The following is a 21,504-nucleotide window of genomic DNA, read 5'->3' as shown; positions in this document are numbered from 1 at the left end:
AAGGCTGCTCGAAAGAGTGGCCTTTTTTGTGTCTGGCGAAAAAAGCCCTACATTACAAAGATTTTGTAATTATTTTCCTCCGCGGGGATTGGTAACTTGGCTGGATACCCCCATCCTGTCGCGCATAGCTCAAGAGGTGATTGATGCGCGCCCACTCGTCTGACCCGCAAGACCCTGTTACTGCGACACAACCGATCAAGGCCGAACGATTGCGCTGGCTGGATCGGATCAGTCAATACCGCCAGCCTATTGGTCTCGCGGTAACGTTGCTGCTGTTTGCGATTGCCTTGATTGCCTGTCGCCACTTGCTGAGCGAGCTCGATCTTTACGCCCTGCATGATTCAATTCTGGAAGTGCCACGACCGGCCCTGCTGGGCGCGATCGCCGCCACGGTAGCCGGCTTCATCATTCTTTTAGGCTACGAGTGGTCCGCCAGCCGTTATGCCGGGGTGACACTGCCGCCACAAACCATGGTCCTGGGTGGATTCACCGCGTTCGCCATCGGCAATGCCATTGGCCTGTCACTGCTGTCGGGCGGCTCGGTTCGCTACCGTCTGTATGCGCGTCATGGCCTGGGGGCCTCGGATGTCGCCCACATGACGCTGTTCGCCAGCCTGTCCCTGGGCTGCGCGTTGCCGCCGCTGGCGGCCCTGGCGACGCTCAGCAACCTGCCCGCCGCGTCCACCGCGCTGCACCTGCCTGCGGCTTTGCTGGGGACCATTTCCGTCGCGGTGCTGCTGCTCACCAGCGTGTTGGCCGTCGGCATCTATCGTCGACGCCTGCCGGAACAGCCTCATCGCGACAGCCTGCTGGTAAAAGCCGGGCGCCGCACGCTGCGCCTGCCGGGCCGACGCCTGACCTTCCTGCAATTGGTAATCACCGCGCTGGATGTCGCCGCCGCCGCCACCGTGTTGTATCTGTTGCTGCCCGAAGCGCCGCCGTTCGGCGCCTTCCTGCTGGTGTACCTGCTGGCGCTGGCTGCCGGGGTGCTCAGCCATGTACCGGGCGGTGTCGGGGTGTTCGAAGCGATCCTGCTGGCCGCGTTCGCCGACAAACTCGGGGCCGCGCCACTGGCCGCCGCGCTGTTGCTGTATCGCTTGATCTACGTGCTGCTGCCGATGCTGGTGGCCTGCGTACTGTTGCTGATCAATGAGGCGCAACGGCTGTTCCAGACGCGCCAGACCCTGCGGGCGGCATCGGGTTTCGCGGCGCCAATCCTGGCGGTGCTGGTGTTCCTCTCAGGTGTCGTGCTGTTGTTTTCCGGGGTAACGCCGGAAATCGACACCCGCCTGGAGCACATCGGCTTCCTTATCCCTCATCGGCTGGTCGACGCTTCGCACTTCGGCGCCAGCCTGGTGGGCGTGTTGTGCCTGTTGCTCGCCCAAGGCCTGCGCCGTCGCCTGTCGGCCGCCTGGATGCTGACCACGGTCTTGCTCCTGGTCGGCGCCCTGCTCTCGCTGCTCAAGGGTTTTGACTGGGAAGAAGCCACGCTACTGACGCTGACGGCCACCCTGCTGGCGGTGTTCCGGCGCTCCTTCTATCGTCCGAGTCGCCTGACTGAACTGCCCTTTTCCCCGCTGTTCCTGATCGCCAGTATCTGCGTGCTCGGCGCGTCGATCTGGCTGCTGCTGTTTGCTTACCAGGATGTGCCCTACAGCCATCAACTCTGGTGGCAGTTCACTCTCGACGCCGACGCCCCTCGCGGCCTGCGCTCCCTGCTGGGCGCCGCGGTGCTGCTGGTGGTGGTGTCCCTGACCTGGTTGCTGCGCACCGCGCGACCGGTGATCCATTTGCCGACGACAGAAGAACTGGAGCGGGCCAAGACGATTCTCATGACGTCTTCGCAACCCGACGGCGGCCTGGCCCTGACCGGCGACAAGGCGTTGCTGTTTCACCCCAACGACGAAGCGTTCCTGATGTACGCCCGCCGTGGTCGCAGCCTGGTGGCGTTGTACGACCCGATCGGTCCTACCCAGCAACGGGCTGAAATGATCTGGCAGTTCCGCGACCTGTGTGACATCCACCATGCCCGCCCCGTGTTCTATCAGGTACGTGCCGAGAACCTGCCGTACTACATGGACATCGGCCTGACAGCCATCAAGCTGGGCGAGGAAGCACGGGTCGACCTCAAGCGTTTCGATCTCGAAGCCAAGGGCAAGGAGATGAAGGACCTGCGCTACACCTGGAACCGCGGCACCCGTGACGGCCTGTCACTGGAGATCCACGAACCGGGCCAGGCGCCGATGGATGAGCTCAAGGTCATTTCCGATGCCTGGCTGACCGGCAAGAACGTGCGTGAGAAAGGTTTCTCCCTGGGCCGTTTCAGCGATGACTACCTCAAGCATTTTCGCATCGCGGTAATTCGTTTCGAGGGCCGGCCGGTGGCGTTCGCCAACCTGCTGGAAACCCACAGTCACGAACTGGCCAGCCTCGACCTGATGCGCGCCCACCCCGAAGCCCCGAAACTGACCATGGAATTCATGATGGTCGGCCTCATCCAGCATTACAAAAACCATGACTACGCCCGCTTCAGCCTCGGCATGGTCCCGCTGTCGGGCCTGCAACCGCGTCGCGGCGCACCGTTGACCCAACGCCTGGGTTCGATGGTTTTCCGCCGTGGCGAGCAGCTCTATAACTTCCAGGGGCTGCGCCGCTTCAAAGACAAATTCCAGCCTGACTGGGAACCTCGCTACATGGCCGTGCCCGCCGGACTCGATCCGCTGGTGGCGCTGGCTGATACCGCCGCCCTGATTGCAGGCGGCCTGACTGGATTGGTGAAACGCTGATGATGCAACGCTCCTGGCGATACGTAGTGGCCGCCCTGCTGGTGCTGGCGGTAATTCTCGGTGGCGGTTACTGGTACTTGAAACGCCCGGCCCCGCAACCAACCCTGGAACAGCTGGCGCCCACCGATGGCGTGGCGATGACGCGGGTCATCCCCGGCACCAAGCCGCGCGCCCAGGTGCTGGTGGCGGTCAATGAGGACCAGAAGCTCAGCGACACGCAGTTGACGACCCTCAGCCGCAGCGGCTCGGCGCAGATCGTCCAAGTGATCCTGCCCAAGGACTGCATGTTGCAAGGTCGCGCCCTGCAGACGGGCCTGCGGCAGCTCCAAGGGCCAGCCACGCTGGTCAGCGGCATCGGCCCTGGCGCCGTGCTGGCCTGGCGCTGGCTGGCCGAGCAGAAGGATGACAAGGCCAAGGCCGTGTCGGTGGACCTGGCCCTGGAAAAACCCGGCTGCACACACTTGCTGCCCAAAAGCGCAGCCCACGGCCACTGGCTGGTGGCCTGGAACGATAACCCCGACGACACCAGCGCCGGCTTCGTACGCGATCAGCGGAATGCCGAGACCAGCATCAGCGACTACGACATCAACCTGCCGCAAGTACTGAACAACGAGCTGCGCAAGATCCTGGTCGGCACTGACAAGGCCAAGGGTGGCCTGAGCATCCCGGTGGTGGAAGTCCCAGCCAGCCAGACGCGGGATACCGTGACCCTGTTTCTCTCCGGAGACGGCGGCTGGCGCGACCTGGACCGCGACGTGGCCGATGAAATGGCCAAGATTGGCTACCCAGTGGTCGGCATCGACACCCTGCGCTACTACTGGCAGCACAAGAGCCCGGAGCAAAGCGCGGCGGATCTGACCGAACTGATGCAGCACTACCGTCAGGTCTGGGGCACCAAGCGCTTCGTCCTGACCGGCTACTCCTTCGGTGCCGACGTGTTGCCAGCCATCTACAATCGCCTGCCAGCCACCGAACAACAGCGGGTCGATGCGATCATCCTGCTGGCTTTCGCCCGCACAGGCAGCTTCGAGATCGAAGTCGAAGGCTGGCTCGGTAACGCCGGCACGGAAGCCGCCACCGGCCCGGAAATGGCCAAGCTGCCAGCCGAGAAAGTGGTGTGCATCTACGGCGGTGAAGAAGCCGACGAAAGCGGCTGTACCGACAAGACCGCCGTGGGCGAGGCCATCAAGCTGCCTGGCGGCCACCACTTCGACGAAAATTACCCGGCCCTGGCCAAGCGCCTGATCGATGAGATCAACAAGCGGCAGAACAAGACAACCGAACAGTGATCTGACGCAGAACAGAGAAAAGCCCCGGCAACCTTACGGTTACCGGGGCTTTTTTGTGCCAGCTCGACTGCACATAGGGCCCCTTGTGGGAGCGAGCCTGCTCACGATGACGGCAGCACAGTCAACATAACTGCCAACTGACCCACAACCATCGCGAGCAGGCTCGCTCCCACAAAGGTTCACTGGTCATCTTGCATTTGTGCGACCGACAAAAAAGCCCCCGCCGCCGCAAGGCAACGAGGGCTTTTTGTTTTCTGGTCGCTACATCTCCACCTGCGTCCCCAGTTCAATCACCCGGTTCAACGGAAGATTGAAGAAGCGCAGATTGCCGTTGGCGTTCTTCAACATGAAGGCGAACAACGCCTCGCGCCAGCGCGCCATACCTTCGAGTTTCGACGCGATGACCGTTTCGCGGCTGAGGAAGTAGGTGGTGCGCATCGGGCTGAAGTCCAGGTCATCCAGATGGCAGAGCTTGAGTGCCTGCGGGACGTCCGGCTCGTCGGTGAAGCCAAAATGCAGGATCACCCGGAAGAAGCCTTCGCCATAGGCATCGACCTCGAAGCGCCGCTGCGGCGGTACCCGGGGGATGTCTTCGTACACCACCGTCAGCAGCACCACTTGCTCATGCAGCACCTGGTTGTGCAGCAGGTTGTGCAACAGCGCATGGGGCACGGCGTCCGAACGTGCGGTCAGGAACACGGCGGTGCCCTGTACGCGATGGGGCGGTTGCACGCGAATACTGCTGATGAAGATCGGCAGCGGCAGCGCGCCTTCGTCCAGGCGCTCCACCAGCAATTGCTTGCCGCGCTTCCAGGTGGTCATCAACACAAACAAGGCGATACCGGCGATCACCGGGAAAGCGCCGCCCTGAACGATTTTCGGCACGTTAGCGGCAAAGTACAGGCCATCGACCAGCAGGAAACCGATCAATACCGGCACCGCCAGCAGCGGCGGCCATTTCCACAACAACAGCATGACCGCCGAGACCAGGATCGTGGTCATCAGCATGGTACCGGTCACGGCCACGCCATAGGCCGAAGCCAATGCGCCGGAAGATTCGAAACCCAGCACCAGCAGCACCACGCCAACCATCAGTGACCAGTTCACCGCACCGATGTAGATCTGGCCCTGCTCGGCGCTGGAGGTGTGCTGGATATACATGCGCGGGATGTAGCCGAGCTGGATCGCCTGGCGCGTCAGGGAGAATGCGCCGGAAATCACCGCTTGCGAAGCGATCACCGTGGCCAGGGTCGACAGACCCACCAGCGGAATCAGCGCCCAGCTCGGTGCCAACAGATAGAACGGGTTGCGCGCCGCTTCCGGGTCACCCAGCAACAACGCGCCCTGACCGAAATAATTGAGTACCAGCGCCGGCAGCACCAGGATGAACCAGGCCCGTGCAATGGGTTTGCGCCCGAAGTGGCCCATGTCGGCGTACAGCGCTTCGGCACCGGTCAGCGCCAGCACCACGGCGCCGAGGATCGCCACGCCCATGCCCGAATGGACGACGAAGAAACGCACGGCCCAGACTGGGTTCAACGCCTGCAACACTTCCGGGTGTTGGCTGATGCCGTAGACACCGAGCGCGCCGAGCACCAGGAACCAGGTGACCATGATCGGGCCGAACAGGATGCCGATCCGTGCGGTACCGTGGCGCTGGATGATAAAGAGCCCTACCAGCACGACCAAGGACAGTGGCACGACCCAATGATCGATGCCCTCGAACGCCAGGCCAACGCCTTCGATCGCCGAGAGCACGGAAATCGCCGGGGTGATCATGCTGTCGCCATAGAACAACGCCGCCCCGATCAAGCCGCAGACCACCAGCAATTTGCGCAACCGCGCCCGCCCCGCCGCTGCCCGCCGCGCCAGGGCGGTGAGCGCCATGATCCCGCCCTCACCCTGGTTATCGGCGCGCAGGACGAACATCATGTACTTGATCGACACGACCCAGATCAGCGACCAGAAAATCAGCGAGAGGATCCCCAGCACCCCATCGTGGTTGACAGGTACGCCGTAGGCACCGGAAAACACTTCCTTGAGGGTGTACAGTGGGCTCGTGCCGATGTCGCCATAAACCACTCCGACCGCCGCGACCAGCATGCTCAGCGGTTTCGCTGCCGAATGCTCGGCACCCACCGCCTGACTACTTGCATGACCCATCCAACACTCCTGATTCCAGACCTGGCTTCTTGAACGAAGCACTATGCTTTGTTGAGGCAGCATGCGCTGTTTTACGTATTGTTACAGACGTTTTGTTGACTGTAGCAATCGTCAGAACGCAAAGGCGCGAAGCATAGCGCAGCACTCGTCGCATTTCCCGGTATAAAGCTGGTCAAGCAGCCCGGCCACAGATAGAATTGCGCACTTTTTGATCAGAGGCGCGCCAGGCGCCCTGTCTCGGCAAGAGACGATCCCCCTACACCGAGGTTAGACATGTCCACCACTACCGCGCCAGCCAATCCGAAGGTTGGCTTCGTATCCCTGGGTTGCCCGAAGGCTCTGGTCGACTCCGAGCGCATCCTGACCCAGTTGCGCATGGAAGGCTATGACGTTGTGTCCACCTATCAGGACGCCGACGTGGTCGTGGTCAACACCTGCGGCTTCATCGACTCGGCCAAGGCCGAATCCCTGGAAGTGATCGGCGAAGCCATCAAGGAAAACGGCAAGGTCATCGTCACCGGCTGCATGGGTGTGGAAGAAGGCAACATCCGCAACGTGCACCCGAGCGTGTTGTCCGTGACCGGTCCGCAGCAGTACGAGCAGGTGGTCAACGCCGTGCACGACGTGGTGCCGCCACGCCAGGACCATAACCCGCTGATCGACCTGGTGCCGCCACAAGGCATCAAGCTGACCCCGCGCCACTACGCCTACCTGAAGATTTCCGAAGGCTGCAACCACAGCTGCAGCTTCTGCATCATCCCGTCGATGCGCGGCAAGCTGGTGAGCCGCCCGGTGGGCGATGTGCTCGACGAGGCCCAGCGCCTGGTCAAGGCCGGCGTCAAGGAACTGCTGGTGATCTCCCAGGACACCAGCGCCTACGGCGTCGACGTGAAATACCGCACCGGTTTCTGGAACGGCGCGCCGGTGAAAACCCGCATGACCGAACTGTGCGAAGCCCTCAGCACCCTCGGCGTCTGGGTCCGCCTGCATTACGTCTACCCATACCCGCACGTCGACGAACTGATCCCTCTGATGGCCGCCGGCAAGATCCTGCCGTACCTGGACATCCCGTTCCAGCACGCCAGCCCGAAAGTCCTCAAGGCCATGAAGCGCCCGGCGTTCGAAGACAAGACCCTGGCCCGCATCAAGAACTGGCGCGAGATCTGCCCGGACCTGATTATCCGTTCGACGTTCATCGTCGGCTTCCCCGGTGAAACCGAGGAAGACTTCCAGTACCTGCTGGACTGGCTGACCGAAGCCCAGCTCGACCGCGTCGGCTGCTTCCAGTACTCCCCTGTCGAAGGCGCACCGGCCAACGACCTGGACCTGGACGTGGTGCCGGACGACGTCAAGCAGGACCGTTGGGAGCGCTTCATGGCGCACCAGCAGGCCATCAGCTCGGCGCGCCTGCAAATGCGCATCGGCCGTGAAATCGAAGTGCTGGTGGATGAAGTGGACGAGCAAGGCGCCGTGGGCCGCTGCTTCTTCGACGCCCCGGAAATCGACGGCAACGTCTTCATCGACAATGGCAGCAACCTCAAGCCGGGCGACAAAGTCTGGTGCAAGGTGACCGACGCCGATGAGTACGATTTGTGGGCTGAGCAGATCGGTTGATCCGCGGCTTCACAGACTCAATGTGATACCTGTGGGAGCCGAGCTTGCTCGCGATAGCGGTGCATCAGCCAACATCAATATTGGCTGACACGACGCCATCGCGAGCAAGCTCGGCTCCCACAGGTGCTTTCACAAGCCGAAAAATTGAAAAGCCCCGTCATCATCACAAGATGCGGGGCTTTTTTGCAGCTATCGTATGGAGATATCCAGCACAAGGAACAGGCGGGCATGCGTCAGCATTCGGTCATCCACACACCGAAACCGAGCGATTACCAGGAACTGACCCAGGTGTGGGAGGCGTCGGTACGCGCCACCCACGACTTCCTGCCGGACAGCTACATCGAGCTGCTGAAAAACCTGGTGCTCACCCGTTACCTGGATGCGGTGATGCTCATCTGCACCCGGGACGCGCGCCAGCGGATCACCGGTTTCGCCGGCGTCGCGGCCGGCAAGATCGAGATGCTCTTCATCGACCCGCAGCACCGTGGCCAGGGCCTGGGCAAGCAACTGCTGCGCTACGCCATGGAACACCTGAACGCCGATCAACTGGACGTCAACGAGCAGAACCCGCAAGCCCTGGGCTTTTACCTCAAGCAAGGCTTCGAAGTGGTCGGGCGTTCGGCAAAAGATGGCATGAACCAACCCTACCCGCTGCTGCACATGCGCTACAAGCAGCCCGACCTGAAGGCTGGGCGCGGCTAAAAGCGGCATGAGGCAAATGGACCCGCGATTAACCGGCGCCAGGCAGGTACAATGCCCACCCTCTTTTTGTTACGGCCCCCGTCATGACTGACCCGATTCGTCTCTCCAAACGCCTCATCGAACTCGTCGGCTGTTCCCGTCGGGAGGCTGAGCTGTTCATCGAGGGCGGCTGGGTCACCGTGGATGGCGAAGTGATCGATGAGCCGCAGTTCAAGGTCACCACCCAGAAGGTCGAACTCGACCCCGAGGCCAAGGCCACCGCGCCGGAACCGGTGACGCTCCTGCTCAACGTCCCGGCCGGCACGGATGTGGACACTGCCATGGCCTCCCTCGGACCGCAGACCCTGAGCGAAGAACATCGCTTCGGCAAACGCCCGCTCAAGGGCCATTTCCTGCGCCTGACCGCCAGCGCCGACCTGCAGGCCAACGCCAGCGGGCTGCTGGTGTTCACCCAGGACTGGAAAATCTTGCGCAAGCTCACCGCCGACGCCGCCAAGATCGAGCAGGAATACGTGGTGGAAGTCGAAGGCGAGATGGTCGCCCATGGCCTCAATCGCCTGAACCATGGCTTGACCTACAAGGGCAAGGAACTGCCGGCGGTCAAGGCCAGCTGGCAGAACGAGAACCGCCTGCGCTTTGCCATGAAAAACCCGCAGCCCGGCGTGATCGCTCTGTTTTGCCAGGCGGTCGGGCTCAAGGTCGTCGCCATTCGCCGCATTCGCATCGGCGGCGTGTCCATCGGCAAGGTGCCGCTGGGCCAGTGGCGCTACCTGTCTGCCAAAGAGAAATTCTAATTTTCCGGCGCCGCACCGAACCGGGGCGCCCACTGCCGATTGATCAGGACTGCACACATGATTCACAACGACGTACTGCGCAGCGTGCGCTACATGCTCGACATCAGCGACAAGAAAGTCATCGAGATCATCAAGCTGGGCGGCCTGGAAGTCTCCCTGGCGGACCTGACGGGCTACCTCAAGAAAGACGAGGAAGAAGGCTTCGTATTCTGCCCTGACGAGGTCATGGCGCATTTTCTCGATGGCCTGGTGATCTTCAAGCGTGGCAAGGACGAAAGCCGTCCGCCGCAGCCGATCGAAGTGCCGGTGACCAACAACATCATCCTCAAGAAACTGCGAGTGGCGTTCGAGCTGAAGGAAGACGACATGCACGCCATCCTCAAGGCCGCCGAGTTCCCGGTGTCCAAGCCGGAACTGAGCGCGCTGTTCCGCAAGTTCGGCCACACCAACTACCGCCCGTGTGGCGACCAGTTGCTGCGCAATTTCCTCAAGGGCCTGACGCTGCGCGTTCGCGGCTGACACCCGTGACTTACAACGTCTCCCCCATCGGCTTCGTCCGCTCCTGCTTCAAGGAGAAGTTCGCCATCCCCCGCCAACCGCAGTTGGCGCCGGCCGCACGTGGTGTGCTGGAGCTGGTGGCGCCGTTTGATCAGGGCGAGGCAGTGCAGGGGTTGGAGCAGGTCAGCCATGTCTGGCTGCTGTTCCTGTTCCACCAGGCGCTGGAAGACAAGCCGCGGTTGAAAGTGCGCCCGCCGCGCCTGGGCGGCAACAAGTCCATGGGCGTGTTCGCCACCCGCGCCACCCACCGCCCCAACGGCATCGGCCAGTCGGTAGTTAAGCTGGAGCGGATCGAAGCCGGGCGGCTGTGGATCTCGGGTATCGACTTGCTGGACGGCACACCGGTGCTGGACATCAAGCCCTACGTGCCCTACGCCGACATCATCGGCTCGGCTTCCAACAGCATCGCCAGCGCAGCGCCTGAATTGATTCCGGTGCAATGGGCGGACACTGCCCTGCTTCAAGCGCGCGAGCACGCCACGCGCCTGGGAGAGCCCCTGGTGGAGCTGATTGAACAATGCCTGGCCCAAGACCCGCGCCCGGCGTACCAGGTTCCTACCGCCGAACGGGAATATGGCGCGCAGTTCTGGGACCTGGATGTTCGTTGGCATTACCCGCAGGCGGGGTTGATTCGGGTGTTGGAAGTGATTCCGGCGAAACCGTAGACACCAGAAACGAAAAAGCCCGCGCGGCCTTTATCAGGCGGCGCGGGCTTTTTTTGGTCTGTCATTTGGACCGAGTCGCTACCATCGCGAGCAGGCTCGCTCCCACATTTGATCTGCAGTGACTACAAGAGTGTGTGGTCACACATGCTCCATTGTGGGAGCGAGCCTGATCGCGATAGCTTTCGGTCAGCCATCGCATAAACCGAGGCTTACTTCTCTACAAACGCCCGCTCGATCAGGTAATCACCCGGCTCGCGCATACGCGGCGAAACGGTCAGGCCGAAGCTGTTGAGCACTTCGCTGGTCTCGTCGAGCATGCTCGGGCTGCCGCACAACATGGCGCGGTCGTCCTGCGGGTTGATCGGTGGCAGGCCGATGTCGCGGAACAGCTTGCCGCTGCGCATCAGGTCGGTCAGGCGGCCTTCGTTCTCGAACGGCTCGCGCGTCACGGTCGGGTAGTAGATCAGCTTTTCACGCAGCGCTTCGCCGAAGAACTCGTTCTGCGGCAAGTGTTCGGTGATGAACTCGCGGTAAGCGACTTCATTGACGTAACGCACGCCGTGGCACAGGATCACTTTTTCGAAACGCTCATAGGTTTCCGGATCCTGGATGACGCTCATGAACGGCGCCAGGCCAGTACCGGTGCTGAGCAGGTACAAATGCTTGCCAGGCTTGAGATCGTCCAGCACGAGGGTGCCGGTGGGTTTCTTGCTGATGATGATCTCGTCGCCTTCCTTCAGGTGTTGCAGCTGGGAAGTCAGCGGACCATCAGGCACCTTGATGCTGAAGAATTCGAGATGCTCTTCCCAGTTCGGGCTGGCAATCGAGTAAGCGCGCATAAGCGGGCGGCCATTGGGCTGTTGCAGGCCGATCATCACGAACTGACCGTTCTCGAAGCGCAGGCCCGGATCGCGGGTGCACTTGAAGCTGAACAGAGTGTCGTTCCAGTGATGAACACTGAGGACACGCTCGTGGTTCATGTTGCTCATGTACGGGGACTCCTGGGAAGAATGCCTGCGCCGATAATCTGCGCAATTGCATCGCATTCTAATGGCGGCGACAATATCTGTTAAATGGATTATTAAGATAAGGGTTATCGGTTATATCGATATGCGATTTACTCTCCGTCAACTTCAAGTCTTCGTCGCCGTCGCCCAGCAAGAAAGCGTGTCTCGCGCCGCGGGCCATCTCAATCTGTCGCAGTCGGCGGCCAGCACCTCCATCACCGAACTGGAGCGGCAATCGAGCTGCCAATTGTTCGACCGTGCCGGCAAGCGCCTGAGTCTCAACGCCCTGGGCAAACAACTGCTGCCCCAGGCAGTGGCGCTGCTGGACCAGGCCAAGGAAATCGAAGACCTGCTCAATGGCAAGTCCGGTTTCGGCTCACTGGCGGTCGGTGCCACCCTGACCATCGGCAATTACCTGGCGACCTTGTTGATCGGCGGTTTCATGCAGCGCCATCCAGAAAGCCAAGTGAAGCTGCACGTGCAGAACACTGCCAATATCGTGCACCAGGTTGCCCACTATGAAATTGATCTGGGTCTAATCGAAGGTGACTGCAGCCATCCGGACATCGAGGTACAGAGCTGGGTCGAGGACGAACTGGTGGTGTTCTGCGCTCCTCAACACCCGCTGGCCAAGCGCGGCCAGGCGACCATGGAGGAACTGACCCATGAGGCGTGGATTCTACGGGAACAGGGTTCCGGCACGCGCCTGACCTTCGACCAGGCCATGCGTCACCACCGCAGCGCGCTGAATATCCGCCTGGAGCTGGAACACACCGAAGCGATCAAGCGCGCCGTGGAATCCGGCCTGGGCATTGGCTGCATCTCACGCCTGGCCCTGCGCGACGCTTTCCGCCGCGGCAGCCTCGTCGCAGTGGAAACACCGGACATGGACCTGGCGCGACAGTTTTATTTCATCTGGCATAAACAGAAGTATCAGACCTCGGCCATGCGCGAATTCCTCGAGCTGTGCCGGGCTTTCACCGCCGGAGCCCAGCGCAGCGACGAAATCGTGCTGCCGACCATTGCCTGAGCCGTTACAACAGCACCACGCCCCACACCAACGCGATCATCGTCAGGGCGACGAACTGGGCGGCGCTGCCCATGTCCTTGGCGTTTTTTGACAATGGGTGCAGCTCCAGGGAGATGCGGTCGATAGCCGCCTCCACCGCCGAGTTGAGCAATTCCACGATCAATGCCAACAGGCACACGGCAATCAGCAGCGCCTGCTCGACACGACTGACGTTCAGGAAGAATGACAACGGAATCAACACGACGTTGAGCAGCACCAACTGACGGAAAGCCGCTTCGCCGACAAAAGCTGCACGCAGGCCGTCCAAGGAATAGCCGGAGGCGTTGAGGATGCGTTTCAGGCCGGTCTGGCCTTTAAAAGGTGACATAGAGTGGGCAACTGATCGAAAAGGAGTGGAGAAGCTAATGCAAACCCGGTCAAAAAAGCGTGAACCGGAACACTAAGCCTGCGGCGAAATTGACTCAAGTTGTTGCAGCAGCAAGGCCGCCTGGGTCCGGGTGCGCACGTTCAGTTTACGAAAAATCGCCGTGACGTGGGCCTTGATGGTGGCCTCCGACACGTTCAGTTCGTAGGCAATCTGCTTGTTCAGCAAGCCTTCGCAGACCATGGTCAACACCCGGAACTGCTGCGGCGTGAGGCTGGCCAGCCCTTCGCTGGCGGCCTTGGCTTCCTCGGACACGCTCACCGCTTCGAACGCCTGGGGCGGCCAGCAGACATCGCCGTCCAGGACGGCCTTCACGGCCTTCTGAATCATCTCAAGGGAACTGGACTTGGGTATGAATCCGCTGGCACCGAACTCCCGGGCCTTGACCATCACCGAGGCTTCTTCCTGGGCCGAGACCATGACCACAGGGATCTGCGGGTATTGGCCCCGCAACAGCACCAGCCCTGAAAAGCCATAAGCGCCGGGCATGTTCAGGTCCAGCAGCACCAGGTCCCAATCGGCCTTCGCCGTCAACTGGACCTCCAGTTCCGCGATACTGGCCACCTCCGTCAACCGGACAGCCGGGCCGAGGCCCAGGGTCACAGCCTGATGCAACGCGCTGCGAAAGAGCGGGTGGTCATCGGCAATCAGGATTTCGTATGTGGCCATTTTTCAAATGATCCTGTTTTTAATGGCAGGCCCGATGCATTCGCGCCTCGCCAAGACAACTCAAGACACCGCCATGCAGCAGCATCCACAGGGGCACATTCAACGCCAAACACGGCGTTTCAAACATTGGCGGCGCCCTGGTCGGCGCCAAGCATGCCCAGCGAAGCCGGGGTGGTCAAGCAGCACAGCCGCCACAGTGTCCAGTATGGGCCACTATTGGGCCAATACTGCTTGCGGCGTACGGATAAAGGGTTGCAACTCGGCGTGGGCCGGGGTCGACACGTTCACCTCCTGCTGGCCCTTGGCGCCCAGGTAATGCTGGCTGAACACATCGAAATAGGCGTCCAGGGCCGAAGCGGCATCGCTGTCCCCCGCCAGCTCCAGACACAATGCCGCCACTTCGGCGGTGCACAGGTGCTCGCTGCGGGTCGAACGGCGCAGACGGTAACGCGACAGTCTGTCGGGCAGCAGGCTCAGGATCGGCAGTCGGTCGAAATACGGGCTTTTACGAAAAATCTTCCGCGCCTCGGTCCAGGTCGCATCCAGCAGAATGAACAGCGGGCGCTTGGAATGATCGAGGTCAACCGTGTGGGTAACTCGCGATGGCTCGACGTATTCGCCCGGAAACACCAGGTACGGTTGCCATTGCGGATCGTTCAGCAGCGCCAGTAGTTGCTCGTCGACGTCGGTGCGCGACCAGATGAACGCGTGATTGTCGCGCACCACATCGGCAATCAGCCAACCGGTGTTGCTCGGCTTGAACACTTCCTTGTTGGTCATGATCAGGCAGACCCCGGAGCGGGTCTCGACACTCGGACGCCAGGCGCACAGGCAATGGCTCTCGATCACTCGGCAGGCGCTGCAACGGGGCGCGCGCCAGCCACGGGCCTGGATCGGCCTGATCCCTTCATCGATGCGCTGGTCGCGCAAGCGGGCTACGGCGTTAGGGGCGTGATTCATCATGGGCAACGCCGACAGACAGGAAAACTCGACACGAACAACACTCGGCAGGGCAATAAAGGCCGGCAGTCTACCAGAGCGCACGAGCCTGTACCGTCCGCCCGGGCTCCCCTATAATTCCCCGCCACTGAACGCACAGTCATGTGATCGGTCGAACCACCAGTCACTGAACCAGGAGAGTTTCATGCTGCGCCTTATCGTCCCTACCGTTGCCGTTCTGCTGGCGACGTCCTTCAGCGCTCAGGCTGCTTCGCTGAAAGAACTCGAACTGAACAAGATGCTGCAGAACGTCGCCAAGGAAAGTAGCGTCGGTACGCCGCGGGCGATCAACGAAGACATTCTCGACCAGGGTTATACCGTCGAAGGCACCGAGCTGATCAACCACCTCAGCGTGCAAAGCAGTCACGCCCAGAAAATGCGCGCAGACCCCAAGGCTGTATATTTCCAGTTGGGCTCTACGGTGTGCACCAATCCAGGTTTCCGCAAGTTGATGGCCAAGGGCGCAACCATGCGCTACGAGTTCACCGAGGTTAAGACCAACCGCCCGGTCGCGACCGAGCGCTTCCAGGAATCGGATTGCCCGAAACCGGCCAAGACGAAGAAGTAATCAACCTGAGCTTGCGCGCCGCTGCTCATCGTCGGCGCGCAACTCCGCCACCAGCGCCTGCAAGTAACGCGAGCGCCATGCTCGCCCTCCCAGCCGACGACAGCATTCTTCCTCAAGACTCACCCGATTGGCCTGTGCCGATTCCAACAGCATCAAGTACAACTGCCTGTCGAGCTCCAGAGTGACCCTGGTCATTTCTCCCGCCTCCCTGCCCCGATCCGCTTCAATCCATCACGTGGCACCCAACCCTGGGCGTCAAATTGCATTGGCACGCTTGTTATCAGTAAATCAGAGCGGCACGCACCCGGCCGGCGATCTGACGAGCGGTGCGATAGTTCAGGGCATGTATCAGCGGTTGCCAACGGTCACTTTTGAGCGCCATGATCAAGGCAGCAAAGATCGGCATGACGGTCTAGATTCAAAGTATCCATAGTCTTTTCATCGGGCAGAAAGAGGCTGCCCGGCCAACACCTTGGCGTGTGATTGTTTTTATCAAAGGGAAAAGCAGAACCCGCTGGATGGCTTGGTCGCCTTGCTGCAGACCGCGTCAAGCCAGGTCGCCCTCCAGGCCGATGCCTGGGCTGACAACGACACACGGAGTGTCGTGGCCTCGATGAATCTCTCGTCCGGGCCGGGGTCCTGTTAAGAAGGAGAAGCTGAATGCCTTACAAACCGAATGACCTGCTCAGTCGTCATTTTGAGAACCACGGCCACGACCTCACCCGCAAGGTCGAAGAACAACTCAACCTGGTCTCCCCCAACAGCCCCAACCTCCCCATTTACCGAGACATGATCCTGACTGTGCTGCGCATGGCCCAGGAAGATCACAACCGTTGGAATGCCAAGATCACGCTACAAGCCCTGAGGGAACTGGAACACGCCTTCCGTACCCTCGAGCAGTTCAAGGGCCGGCGCAAGGTCACGGTCTTCGGCTCGGCCCGAACGCCTATCGAACATCCACTGTATGGCCTGGCCCGAGAGCTGGGGGCTGCACTGGCCCGCTCGGACATGATGGTCATCACCGGCGCCGGCGGTGGCATCATGGCCGCCGCCCATGAAGGCGCAGGGCGTGACCACAGCCTGGGATTCAATATCACCCTGCCTTTCGAGCAACACGCAAATCCGACCGTTGAAGGCACGCCGAACCTGCTGCCGTTCCACTTCTTCTTCACCCGTAAACTGTTTTTCGTCAAAGAGGCCGACGCACTGGTGCTCTGCCCCGGCGGTTTCGGCACGCTTGATGAAGCGCTGGAAGTCCTGACGCTGGTACAGACAGGCAAGAGCCCGCTGGTGCCGGTGGTCCTGCTGGATGTCCCGGGCGGCAAGTTCTGGCAAGGAGCCCTGAACTTTATCCGCGAGCAATTGGAGGAAAACCGCTACATCCTGCCCACCGACATGAAGCTGATGCGCCTGGTATACAACGCCGAAGAGGCCGTGGAAGAGATCAACCGGTTCTACCGCAACTTCCACTCCAGTCGCTGGCTCAAGCATCAGTTCGTGATCCGCATGAATCACAAGCTAAATGAACAAGCGCTGCAACAGATGCAGAGAGAGTTCGCCGATTTGTGCCTGAATGACTGTTTTCATCAACATGACTACAGCGGTGAAGAGCACGACGAAGCCCAGTTCAGTCATCTGACGCGACTGGCGTTTGCCTTCAACGCTCGGGATCACGGTCGCTTGAGGGAGCTGGTGGATTACATCAACCTGCCGGAAAACTGGGCCCAGCCCGCCCAAAAACCCCATCCCCTCACATGGGAGCCGATCAAGGTAACCTGAGCCCATAAAAAACGGCCTGCTATCGAAATAGCAGGCCGTTTTTGTTTAGTCATCCATACCGCGACCGCTGAACAAGCGGTTGATCATTTCCATGGAGTAGCCTCGATACGCCAGGAAACGCCCTTGTTTGGCTCGTTCCCGTGCATCGATAGGTAAATGTCCTGAGAACTTGCGGCGCCAGGTGTCCGTCAGTTGCTCCTGCCAATCGATACCGCTTTCGCGCAAGGCAAGTTCGATATCCGGGCGTTGCAAACCACGCTGGCCCAGTTCCTCACGAATTCGCAAAGGACCATAACCGGAGCGAGCGCGATAAGAGACAAAGCTTTCCAGGTAACGGGACTCCGACAGCAAGCCCTCTTCGGTCAAACGGTCGAGGGCTGTGTCGATCAACTCATCGGGAGCGCCGCGCTGACGCAGCTTACGCGTCAGCTCGACTCGACCGTGCTCGCGCCTGGCGAGCAGGTCCATTGCTGTTCGCCGCACCGCGACGAGGGTATCGAGTACGACGGTCATCGAATCGATCAGATGTCAGCGTCAGCCAGGTCGTCAGCGGTCTCGCGATTAGCCACGGACTTGACGTCTGCCACCGGGCTCAACAGCTTGTCACGCAGTTGCTTCTCAAGGGCGGCGGCGACTTCCGGGTTATCCGCCAGGAACTTGGCCGAGTTGGCCTTGCCCTGACCGATCTTGGTACCGTTGTAGGCATACCAGGCGCCCGACTTCTCGACGAAACCGTGCAATACACCCAGGTCGATCATCTCGCCATTGAGGTAGATGCCCTTGCCGTAAAGAATCTGGAACTCGGCCTGACGGAACGGCGAAGCCACCTTGTTCTTCACGACCTTGACGCGGGTTTCGCTGCCGACAACCTCATCACCTTCTTTCACCGCGCCAGTACGGCGGATGTCGAGGCGAACCGAGGCGTAGAACTTCAGCGCGTTACCACCGGTGGTGGTTTCCGGGCTGCCGAACATCACGCCAATCTTCATACGGATCTGGTTGATGAAGATCACCAGGCAGTTGGCATTCTTGATGTTACCGGTGATCTTGCGCAGGGCCTGGGACATCAGGCGAGCCTGGAGGCCGACGTGCATGTCGCCCATTTCACCTTCGATTTCAGCCTTCGGCACCAGTGCCGCCACGGAGTCGACGATGATCACGTCAACCGCGTTGGAACGCACCAGCATGTCGGTGATTTCCAGGGCCTGTTCGCCGGTGTCCGGCTGGGAAACCAGCAGGTCGTCGACGTTGACCCCCAGTTTGCCGGCGTATTCCGGGTCCAGGGCGTGTTCAGCATCGACGAAGGCGCAGGTCGCACCGGCTTTTTGGGCCTGGGCGATCACGGACAGGGTCAGTGTGGTTTTACCGGAAGACTCAGGACCGTAGATTTCAACGATTCGGCCTTTTGGCAGGCCGCCGATGCCAAGCGCAATGTCCAGGCCCAGGGAGCCGGTGGAGATGGAAGGAATAGCCTGACGGTCCTGATCGCCCATACGCATTACGGCACCCTTGCCGAATTGACGTTCGATCTGACCCAAGGCCGCAGCCAAGGCTTTCTTCTTGTTGTCGTCCATTAAAGTCCTCACGTAATCAATAAGGCCTGACGGCCAACACCTGTATAAGTAGCCAGTATTATTCCACAGCGATTGAGGATCGCCTACCCCTGATTTGAGATTTCTACAGCGGCATGTTGCAGCAGCCCCTCTAGCGCGGCCTTCACCGTTTGTCGGCGGACCTCGTCGCGGTTGCCTGCAAAGAATCGCTGCTCGCTGATCACCGTCTCGCCAACGCCCCAGGCCAGCCACACCGTGCCCACCGGCTTGTTCGGCGAACCACCGTCCGGCCCCGCTACACCGCTGACCGCCACGGCAAAACGCGCCAGGCTTTTATGCTGGGCACCTCGCACCATGGCCTCGACCACCTCGCGGCTGACCGCCCCTACCGTACCGAACAACTCGGCCGGTACGCCCAACTGCTGGGTCTTCTGGCGATTGGAATAAGTGACAAAACCGGCCTCGAACCAGGCCGAACTCCCGGGAATCCGGGTAATCGCCTCGGCGATCCCGCCGCCCGTGCAGGATTCGGCCGTGGTGACGTGGGCATTGAGCAACTGCAGGCGCCTGCCCAACTCAGCGGCCAGTTCGGTAATGTCGTCCATGGTGCTCTCCTGATTCCACGCAATTGAGGCCTACCGTACACGAGCAATGGAAGCTTGCAAGGCTCGAGGGATTACCGACCCAGCGCTCTGATATAGGCCTGACAGGCCTGCAAGGCAATCAGTCCGCGATCACCGGCGTCGGTGATGGCGATAATTCGTTGAGCATGCGCCGGGTCAAGTCGGGCGCGTGGGGCGCCATGATCCAGGCCGCTGGCGCGGGAGGCGGCAGGCACTGCACAACCGGCGGCAACATCGTCGGCGTCGAGGAGGACTGACAGCCGTACATCGGCAGTAGCAAGGCGATCGCGCAGACGATCCTGGTCACGTTGGGCATCGTTCAAAGCTCTGTAATGGGTTTGTTCGCTGGCGGCGAGCTGCTGCTCCAGGGCCAGGCGCTTGTCTTGCTCGGCCTTTTGCTGCGTCGCGGCCGCTTGGGTCATTTGATTAAGCGTCTCGGCCTGGGACTGTGCGAGTCGGGCCAACTGCTGTCCGTAACGCCAGTCCTGGAACTGCCACGCGAGCATCGCCGAACCGCCGGCCAGCAGCGCGAGCAGCACCACAATGCCCAGGGCGCGAGACGAAAAAGGCATCAGGTCGAAGGTTGGCATAACACCGCCTTCGCCCGGGCCCAGAGCTGCAGACGCTCCTCCAAGCCGTTCAAACCGCCGTTGATACGCCGGGTGATGCTGTTGAACTGATCGCGGTCGGCCAGTTCGTTCAAGCCGTTCTGCTCCCAGAACCAAGCGGCGGACTCGCTGGCCCATTGCGGCTGTTCAAGAAGCTCAGGCAAGGCCAGCAGGCGTTCGTCGCCGAACAGCCCCTGACTGCAGCGAAGGTAATTGTCACGGCCGGTTATCTGGATCAGTCCTCGGCCGCGATACTTCTGCCCGTCGCCGTCAGCCTGGGGCGAGTTGCCCAGGCGAACAGCCAGGGTTCCGGTATCGTACTTGCTAAGGTATTGCTCGCCGCCCAGCTCGCGTACATAACGCAATTGTCCCGACTCATGACCGACCTGGGCCAGGAACGCGGCCATGCGTTTGGGTGTGTCGATACGATAGTGGGACATGGCGGTGTTCAGCGCGGAAATAAAAACGCCCGCTTGGGTGCGGGCGTTGGGCATGATGTTGATAAGTTGCTGCTGCGTAAGGTCCATGTTCAGGTCATCGAAAACACGTTATTGAAATGCCCGGCCAACGGGGGGACTCGCGATTGCGGTGTGTCAGGCAATGGAGATGTCGAATGTCATATCGCAATCGCGAGCAAGCCCCACAGGGGATTGGGGTCAGGCCTTGGCATCCAGGCAGGTTGCATGAATCAAGCAGCGGTAGCTTTTTTCCCGGTCGCCACTGGCGGTGACCTTGTCGATCGACCAGCGACCGCGCATGAAATCCGGCCAGGTGGGATCCAGCAATACGATGCCCTCGGCGGACAGCCCCGGGTTGCCAGGGCACTCGATGGTCACCTTGAGTGCTTCGCGCTCCATCCGGCGTACCTCGCCTTCTCCAGCGGCACGGGCATCGTCTGCGCTCTGGAAGCGCTGGCGCAGGGTCTTGAACGGCGCGATGCCGCTCTCCTCGACCTTCAGCTTGCCGGCCGCCGCATCCCACCACCGGGTCTTGCAGCCCTGGTACTTGGCCCGGGCGGTTTCATCAAACTTGGCCGAAATGAAGGCGTGGTCGCCCGGGCGATTATTCGTCGTCACCGACAATTTCATCTCGGGCAGGACCTTGCCCGACAACGACTTCGCCTGACCGCGCCGAGCCAGCACATACAACTCGTTGATCGGCTTGGCGACGGCGTCATAACGGTGGGCCAGGCGCGTGAGGAAACCCATGTCGGTTTCGTTGGTCTGGTCGATGTGCTCGATTTTGATCAGCGACAGGTCCGGCGCCACGCGGGGGGAAAACCCGTGCCTGGAGGTCAACTGACGAAACAGCGCCCCCAGTGTGGTCGGGCCATGGCTGACGGATCGGCGCTGCTTGAACCCGGTCTGGTCCGCAGCACTGAATGGCGCCGCCATGGCCACCAGCACGAGTTGCAGCGGAAACAGGAACGGCGTGCGCCGGGTGATGACGAACTCGCCTTTATCCACCAGCCCCGACTCCAGATAACCGACCCGCAGACCGATCTTCCCGCCCAGGCTGGGCAACCCTTCCAGACCGTCCAGGCTGATGGTGAGCGTCAGCTGATCGGACTCGATACCCGCCGCGTCGACATGCTCCCACTTGAGCAGGCGTTCGTTGAGCAGTGCGGCGTTCGCACCATAAATTTCCACCGCAGGCGTGAAACCCAGTGACAT

Annotated in this window: 23 protein-coding genes; 10 read left to right on the top strand and 13 right to left on the bottom strand. The window is 61.0% G+C overall.

Annotation, left to right across the window (positions count from 1 at the left end; all coding sequences use genetic code 11):
* The first annotated feature begins 143 nt into the window (after positions 1-143).
* Together mprF and KI235_RS06325 are read left to right on the top strand one after the other, a co-directional pair.
* Entirely contained in the window at positions 144-2,786 is a 2,643-nt protein-coding gene (mprF, locus tag KI235_RS06330) for a bifunctional lysylphosphatidylglycerol flippase/synthetase MprF (protein WP_013692407.1), read from the top strand.
* Positions 2,786-4,075 carry an AcvB/VirJ family lysyl-phosphatidylglycerol hydrolase gene (locus KI235_RS06325; RefSeq protein WP_003198382.1) on the top strand — a complete coding sequence of 430 codons (1,290 nt, stop codon included), beginning with the start codon at positions 2,786-2,788 and terminating at the stop codon, positions 4,073-4,075. The genes mprF and KI235_RS06325 overlap by 1 nt, the downstream gene beginning before the upstream one ends.
* A 261-nt stretch (positions 4,076-4,336) precedes the next feature.
* On the opposite strand, the gene KI235_RS06320 is transcribed toward KI235_RS06325, so the two are convergent.
* On the bottom strand, positions 4,337-6,238 hold the full coding sequence (locus KI235_RS06320) for a potassium transporter Kup (RefSeq protein WP_027912189.1): 1,902 nt from the start codon (positions 6,236-6,238) through the stop codon (positions 4,337-4,339).
* Positions 6,239-6,511: 273 nt separating this feature from the next.
* Between KI235_RS06320 and rimO the strand changes: the two genes are divergently transcribed.
* The 5 genes from rimO (at position 6,512) to tsaA (ending at position 10,571) form a co-directional block, all read left to right on the top strand.
* Entirely contained in the window at positions 6,512-7,852 is a 1,341-nt protein-coding gene (rimO, locus tag KI235_RS06315; protein WP_003198379.1) for a 30S ribosomal protein S12 methylthiotransferase RimO, read from the top strand.
* Positions 7,853-8,080: 228 nt separating this feature from the next.
* The gene (locus KI235_RS06310) at positions 8,081-8,554 is read left to right on the top strand and encodes a GNAT family N-acetyltransferase (RefSeq protein ID WP_003198377.1); all 474 of its coding nucleotides are present in this window, start codon (positions 8,081-8,083) and stop codon (positions 8,552-8,554) included.
* A gap of 83 nt (positions 8,555-8,637) precedes the next feature.
* A complete protein-coding gene (locus tag KI235_RS06305; RefSeq protein WP_003198375.1) occupies positions 8,638-9,348 on the top strand; it encodes an rRNA pseudouridine synthase in 711 nt (236 codons plus the stop codon).
* 57 nt (positions 9,349-9,405) lie between these two features.
* Positions 9,406-9,867 carry a DUF1456 family protein gene (locus tag KI235_RS06300; RefSeq protein WP_003198373.1) on the top strand — a complete coding sequence of 154 codons (462 nt, stop codon included), beginning with the start codon at positions 9,406-9,408 and terminating at the stop codon, positions 9,865-9,867.
* A 5-nt stretch (positions 9,868-9,872) separates the two neighbouring features.
* Entirely contained in the window at positions 9,873-10,571 is a 699-nt protein-coding gene (tsaA, locus tag KI235_RS06295) for a tRNA (N6-threonylcarbamoyladenosine(37)-N6)-methyltransferase TrmO (RefSeq protein WP_003198370.1), read from the top strand.
* Positions 10,572-10,780: 209 nt separating this feature from the next.
* On the opposite strand, the gene fpr is transcribed toward tsaA, so the two are convergent.
* Entirely contained in the window at positions 10,781-11,560 is a 780-nt protein-coding gene (fpr, locus tag KI235_RS06290) for a ferredoxin-NADP reductase (RefSeq protein WP_003198368.1), read from the bottom strand.
* A 121-nt stretch (positions 11,561-11,681) separates the two neighbouring features.
* On the opposite strand from fpr, the gene KI235_RS06285 reads away from it, so the two are divergent.
* Complete coding sequence (locus KI235_RS06285; RefSeq protein WP_003198364.1) at positions 11,682-12,608, top strand: LysR family transcriptional regulator; 927 nt, start codon at positions 11,682-11,684, stop codon at positions 12,606-12,608.
* A gap of 4 nt (positions 12,609-12,612) precedes the next feature.
* Here the strand turns inward: KI235_RS06285 and KI235_RS06280 are convergent, their stop codons facing one another.
* The 3 genes from KI235_RS06280 to KI235_RS06270 all read right to left on the bottom strand — a co-directional run bounded on the left by KI235_RS06280 (position 12,613) and on the right by KI235_RS06270 (position 14,661).
* Complete coding sequence (locus tag KI235_RS06280; RefSeq protein WP_003184792.1) at positions 12,613-12,975, bottom strand: diacylglycerol kinase; 363 nt, start codon at positions 12,973-12,975, stop codon at positions 12,613-12,615.
* A gap of 72 nt (positions 12,976-13,047) precedes the next feature.
* Positions 13,048-13,701 (bottom strand): response regulator transcription factor ErdR, encoded by a 654-nt coding sequence (gene erdR, locus KI235_RS06275; protein WP_003198362.1) that lies wholly within the window; start codon positions 13,699-13,701, stop codon positions 13,048-13,050.
* Positions 13,702-13,914: 213 nt separating this feature from the next.
* Positions 13,915-14,661: a tRNA-uridine aminocarboxypropyltransferase gene (locus KI235_RS06270; RefSeq protein ID WP_003198361.1), complete on the bottom strand. Its 747-nt coding sequence runs from the start codon at positions 14,659-14,661 to the stop codon at positions 13,915-13,917.
* Between the two features lie 184 nt (positions 14,662-14,845).
* On the opposite strand from KI235_RS06270, the gene KI235_RS06265 reads away from it, so the two are divergent.
* Positions 14,846-15,268, top strand: a complete 423-nt coding sequence (locus KI235_RS06265; protein WP_003198359.1) for a quorum-sensing-regulated virulence factor family protein — start codon at positions 14,846-14,848, stop codon at positions 15,266-15,268.
* Here KI235_RS06265 and KI235_RS06260 read toward each other — a convergent pair whose 3' ends face one another.
* Positions 15,269-15,463 (bottom strand): hypothetical protein, encoded by a 195-nt coding sequence (locus KI235_RS06260; protein WP_003198357.1) that lies wholly within the window; start codon positions 15,461-15,463, stop codon positions 15,269-15,271.
* An 85-nt stretch (positions 15,464-15,548) separates the two neighbouring features.
* Positions 15,549-15,674: a hypothetical protein gene (locus KI235_RS30600; RefSeq protein WP_256212898.1), complete on the bottom strand. Its 126-nt coding sequence runs from the start codon at positions 15,672-15,674 to the stop codon at positions 15,549-15,551.
* A gap of 254 nt (positions 15,675-15,928) precedes the next feature.
* On the opposite strand from KI235_RS30600, the gene KI235_RS06255 reads away from it, so the two are divergent.
* On the top strand, positions 15,929-17,047 hold the full coding sequence (locus tag KI235_RS06255) for a TIGR00730 family Rossman fold protein (RefSeq protein WP_003198355.1): 1,119 nt from the start codon (positions 15,929-15,931) through the stop codon (positions 17,045-17,047).
* Positions 17,048-17,092: 45 nt separating this feature from the next.
* Here KI235_RS06255 and recX read toward each other — a convergent pair whose 3' ends face one another.
* From recX to KI235_RS06225, 6 genes are all read right to left on the bottom strand, one after another.
* Positions 17,093-17,560, bottom strand: coding sequence for a recombination regulator RecX (recX, locus tag KI235_RS06250; protein WP_003198353.1), 468 nt, complete (start codon positions 17,558-17,560; stop codon positions 17,093-17,095).
* An 8-nt stretch (positions 17,561-17,568) separates the two neighbouring features.
* Positions 17,569-18,621 (bottom strand): recombinase RecA, encoded by a 1,053-nt coding sequence (gene recA / locus KI235_RS06245; RefSeq protein ID WP_003198351.1) that lies wholly within the window; start codon positions 18,619-18,621, stop codon positions 17,569-17,571.
* Between the two features lie 83 nt (positions 18,622-18,704).
* Positions 18,705-19,205: a CinA family protein gene (locus KI235_RS06240; RefSeq protein WP_027912188.1), complete on the bottom strand. Its 501-nt coding sequence runs from the start codon at positions 19,203-19,205 to the stop codon at positions 18,705-18,707.
* Positions 19,206-19,276: 71 nt separating this feature from the next.
* Positions 19,277-19,813: a lysis system i-spanin subunit Rz gene (locus KI235_RS06235; protein WP_013692402.1), complete on the bottom strand. Its 537-nt coding sequence runs from the start codon at positions 19,811-19,813 to the stop codon at positions 19,277-19,279.
* Positions 19,795-20,358, bottom strand: a complete 564-nt coding sequence (locus KI235_RS06230) for a glycoside hydrolase family 19 protein (protein ID WP_013692401.1) — start codon at positions 20,356-20,358, stop codon at positions 19,795-19,797. The genes KI235_RS06235 and KI235_RS06230 overlap by 19 nt, the downstream gene beginning before the upstream one ends.
* Positions 20,359-20,487: 129 nt before the next feature.
* Positions 20,488-21,504: a contractile injection system protein, VgrG/Pvc8 family gene (locus KI235_RS06225; protein WP_027912185.1), complete on the bottom strand. Its 1,017-nt coding sequence runs from the start codon at positions 21,502-21,504 to the stop codon at positions 20,488-20,490.

The sequence above is a fragment of the Pseudomonas sp. St386 genome (assembly GCF_018325865.1).
GTDB classification, from domain to species: domain Bacteria; phylum Pseudomonadota; class Gammaproteobacteria; order Pseudomonadales; family Pseudomonadaceae; genus Aquipseudomonas; species Aquipseudomonas brassicacearum.
Note: the sequence above shows the minus strand (reverse complement) of the source record. Positions and strands in the feature narration are given on the sequence as shown.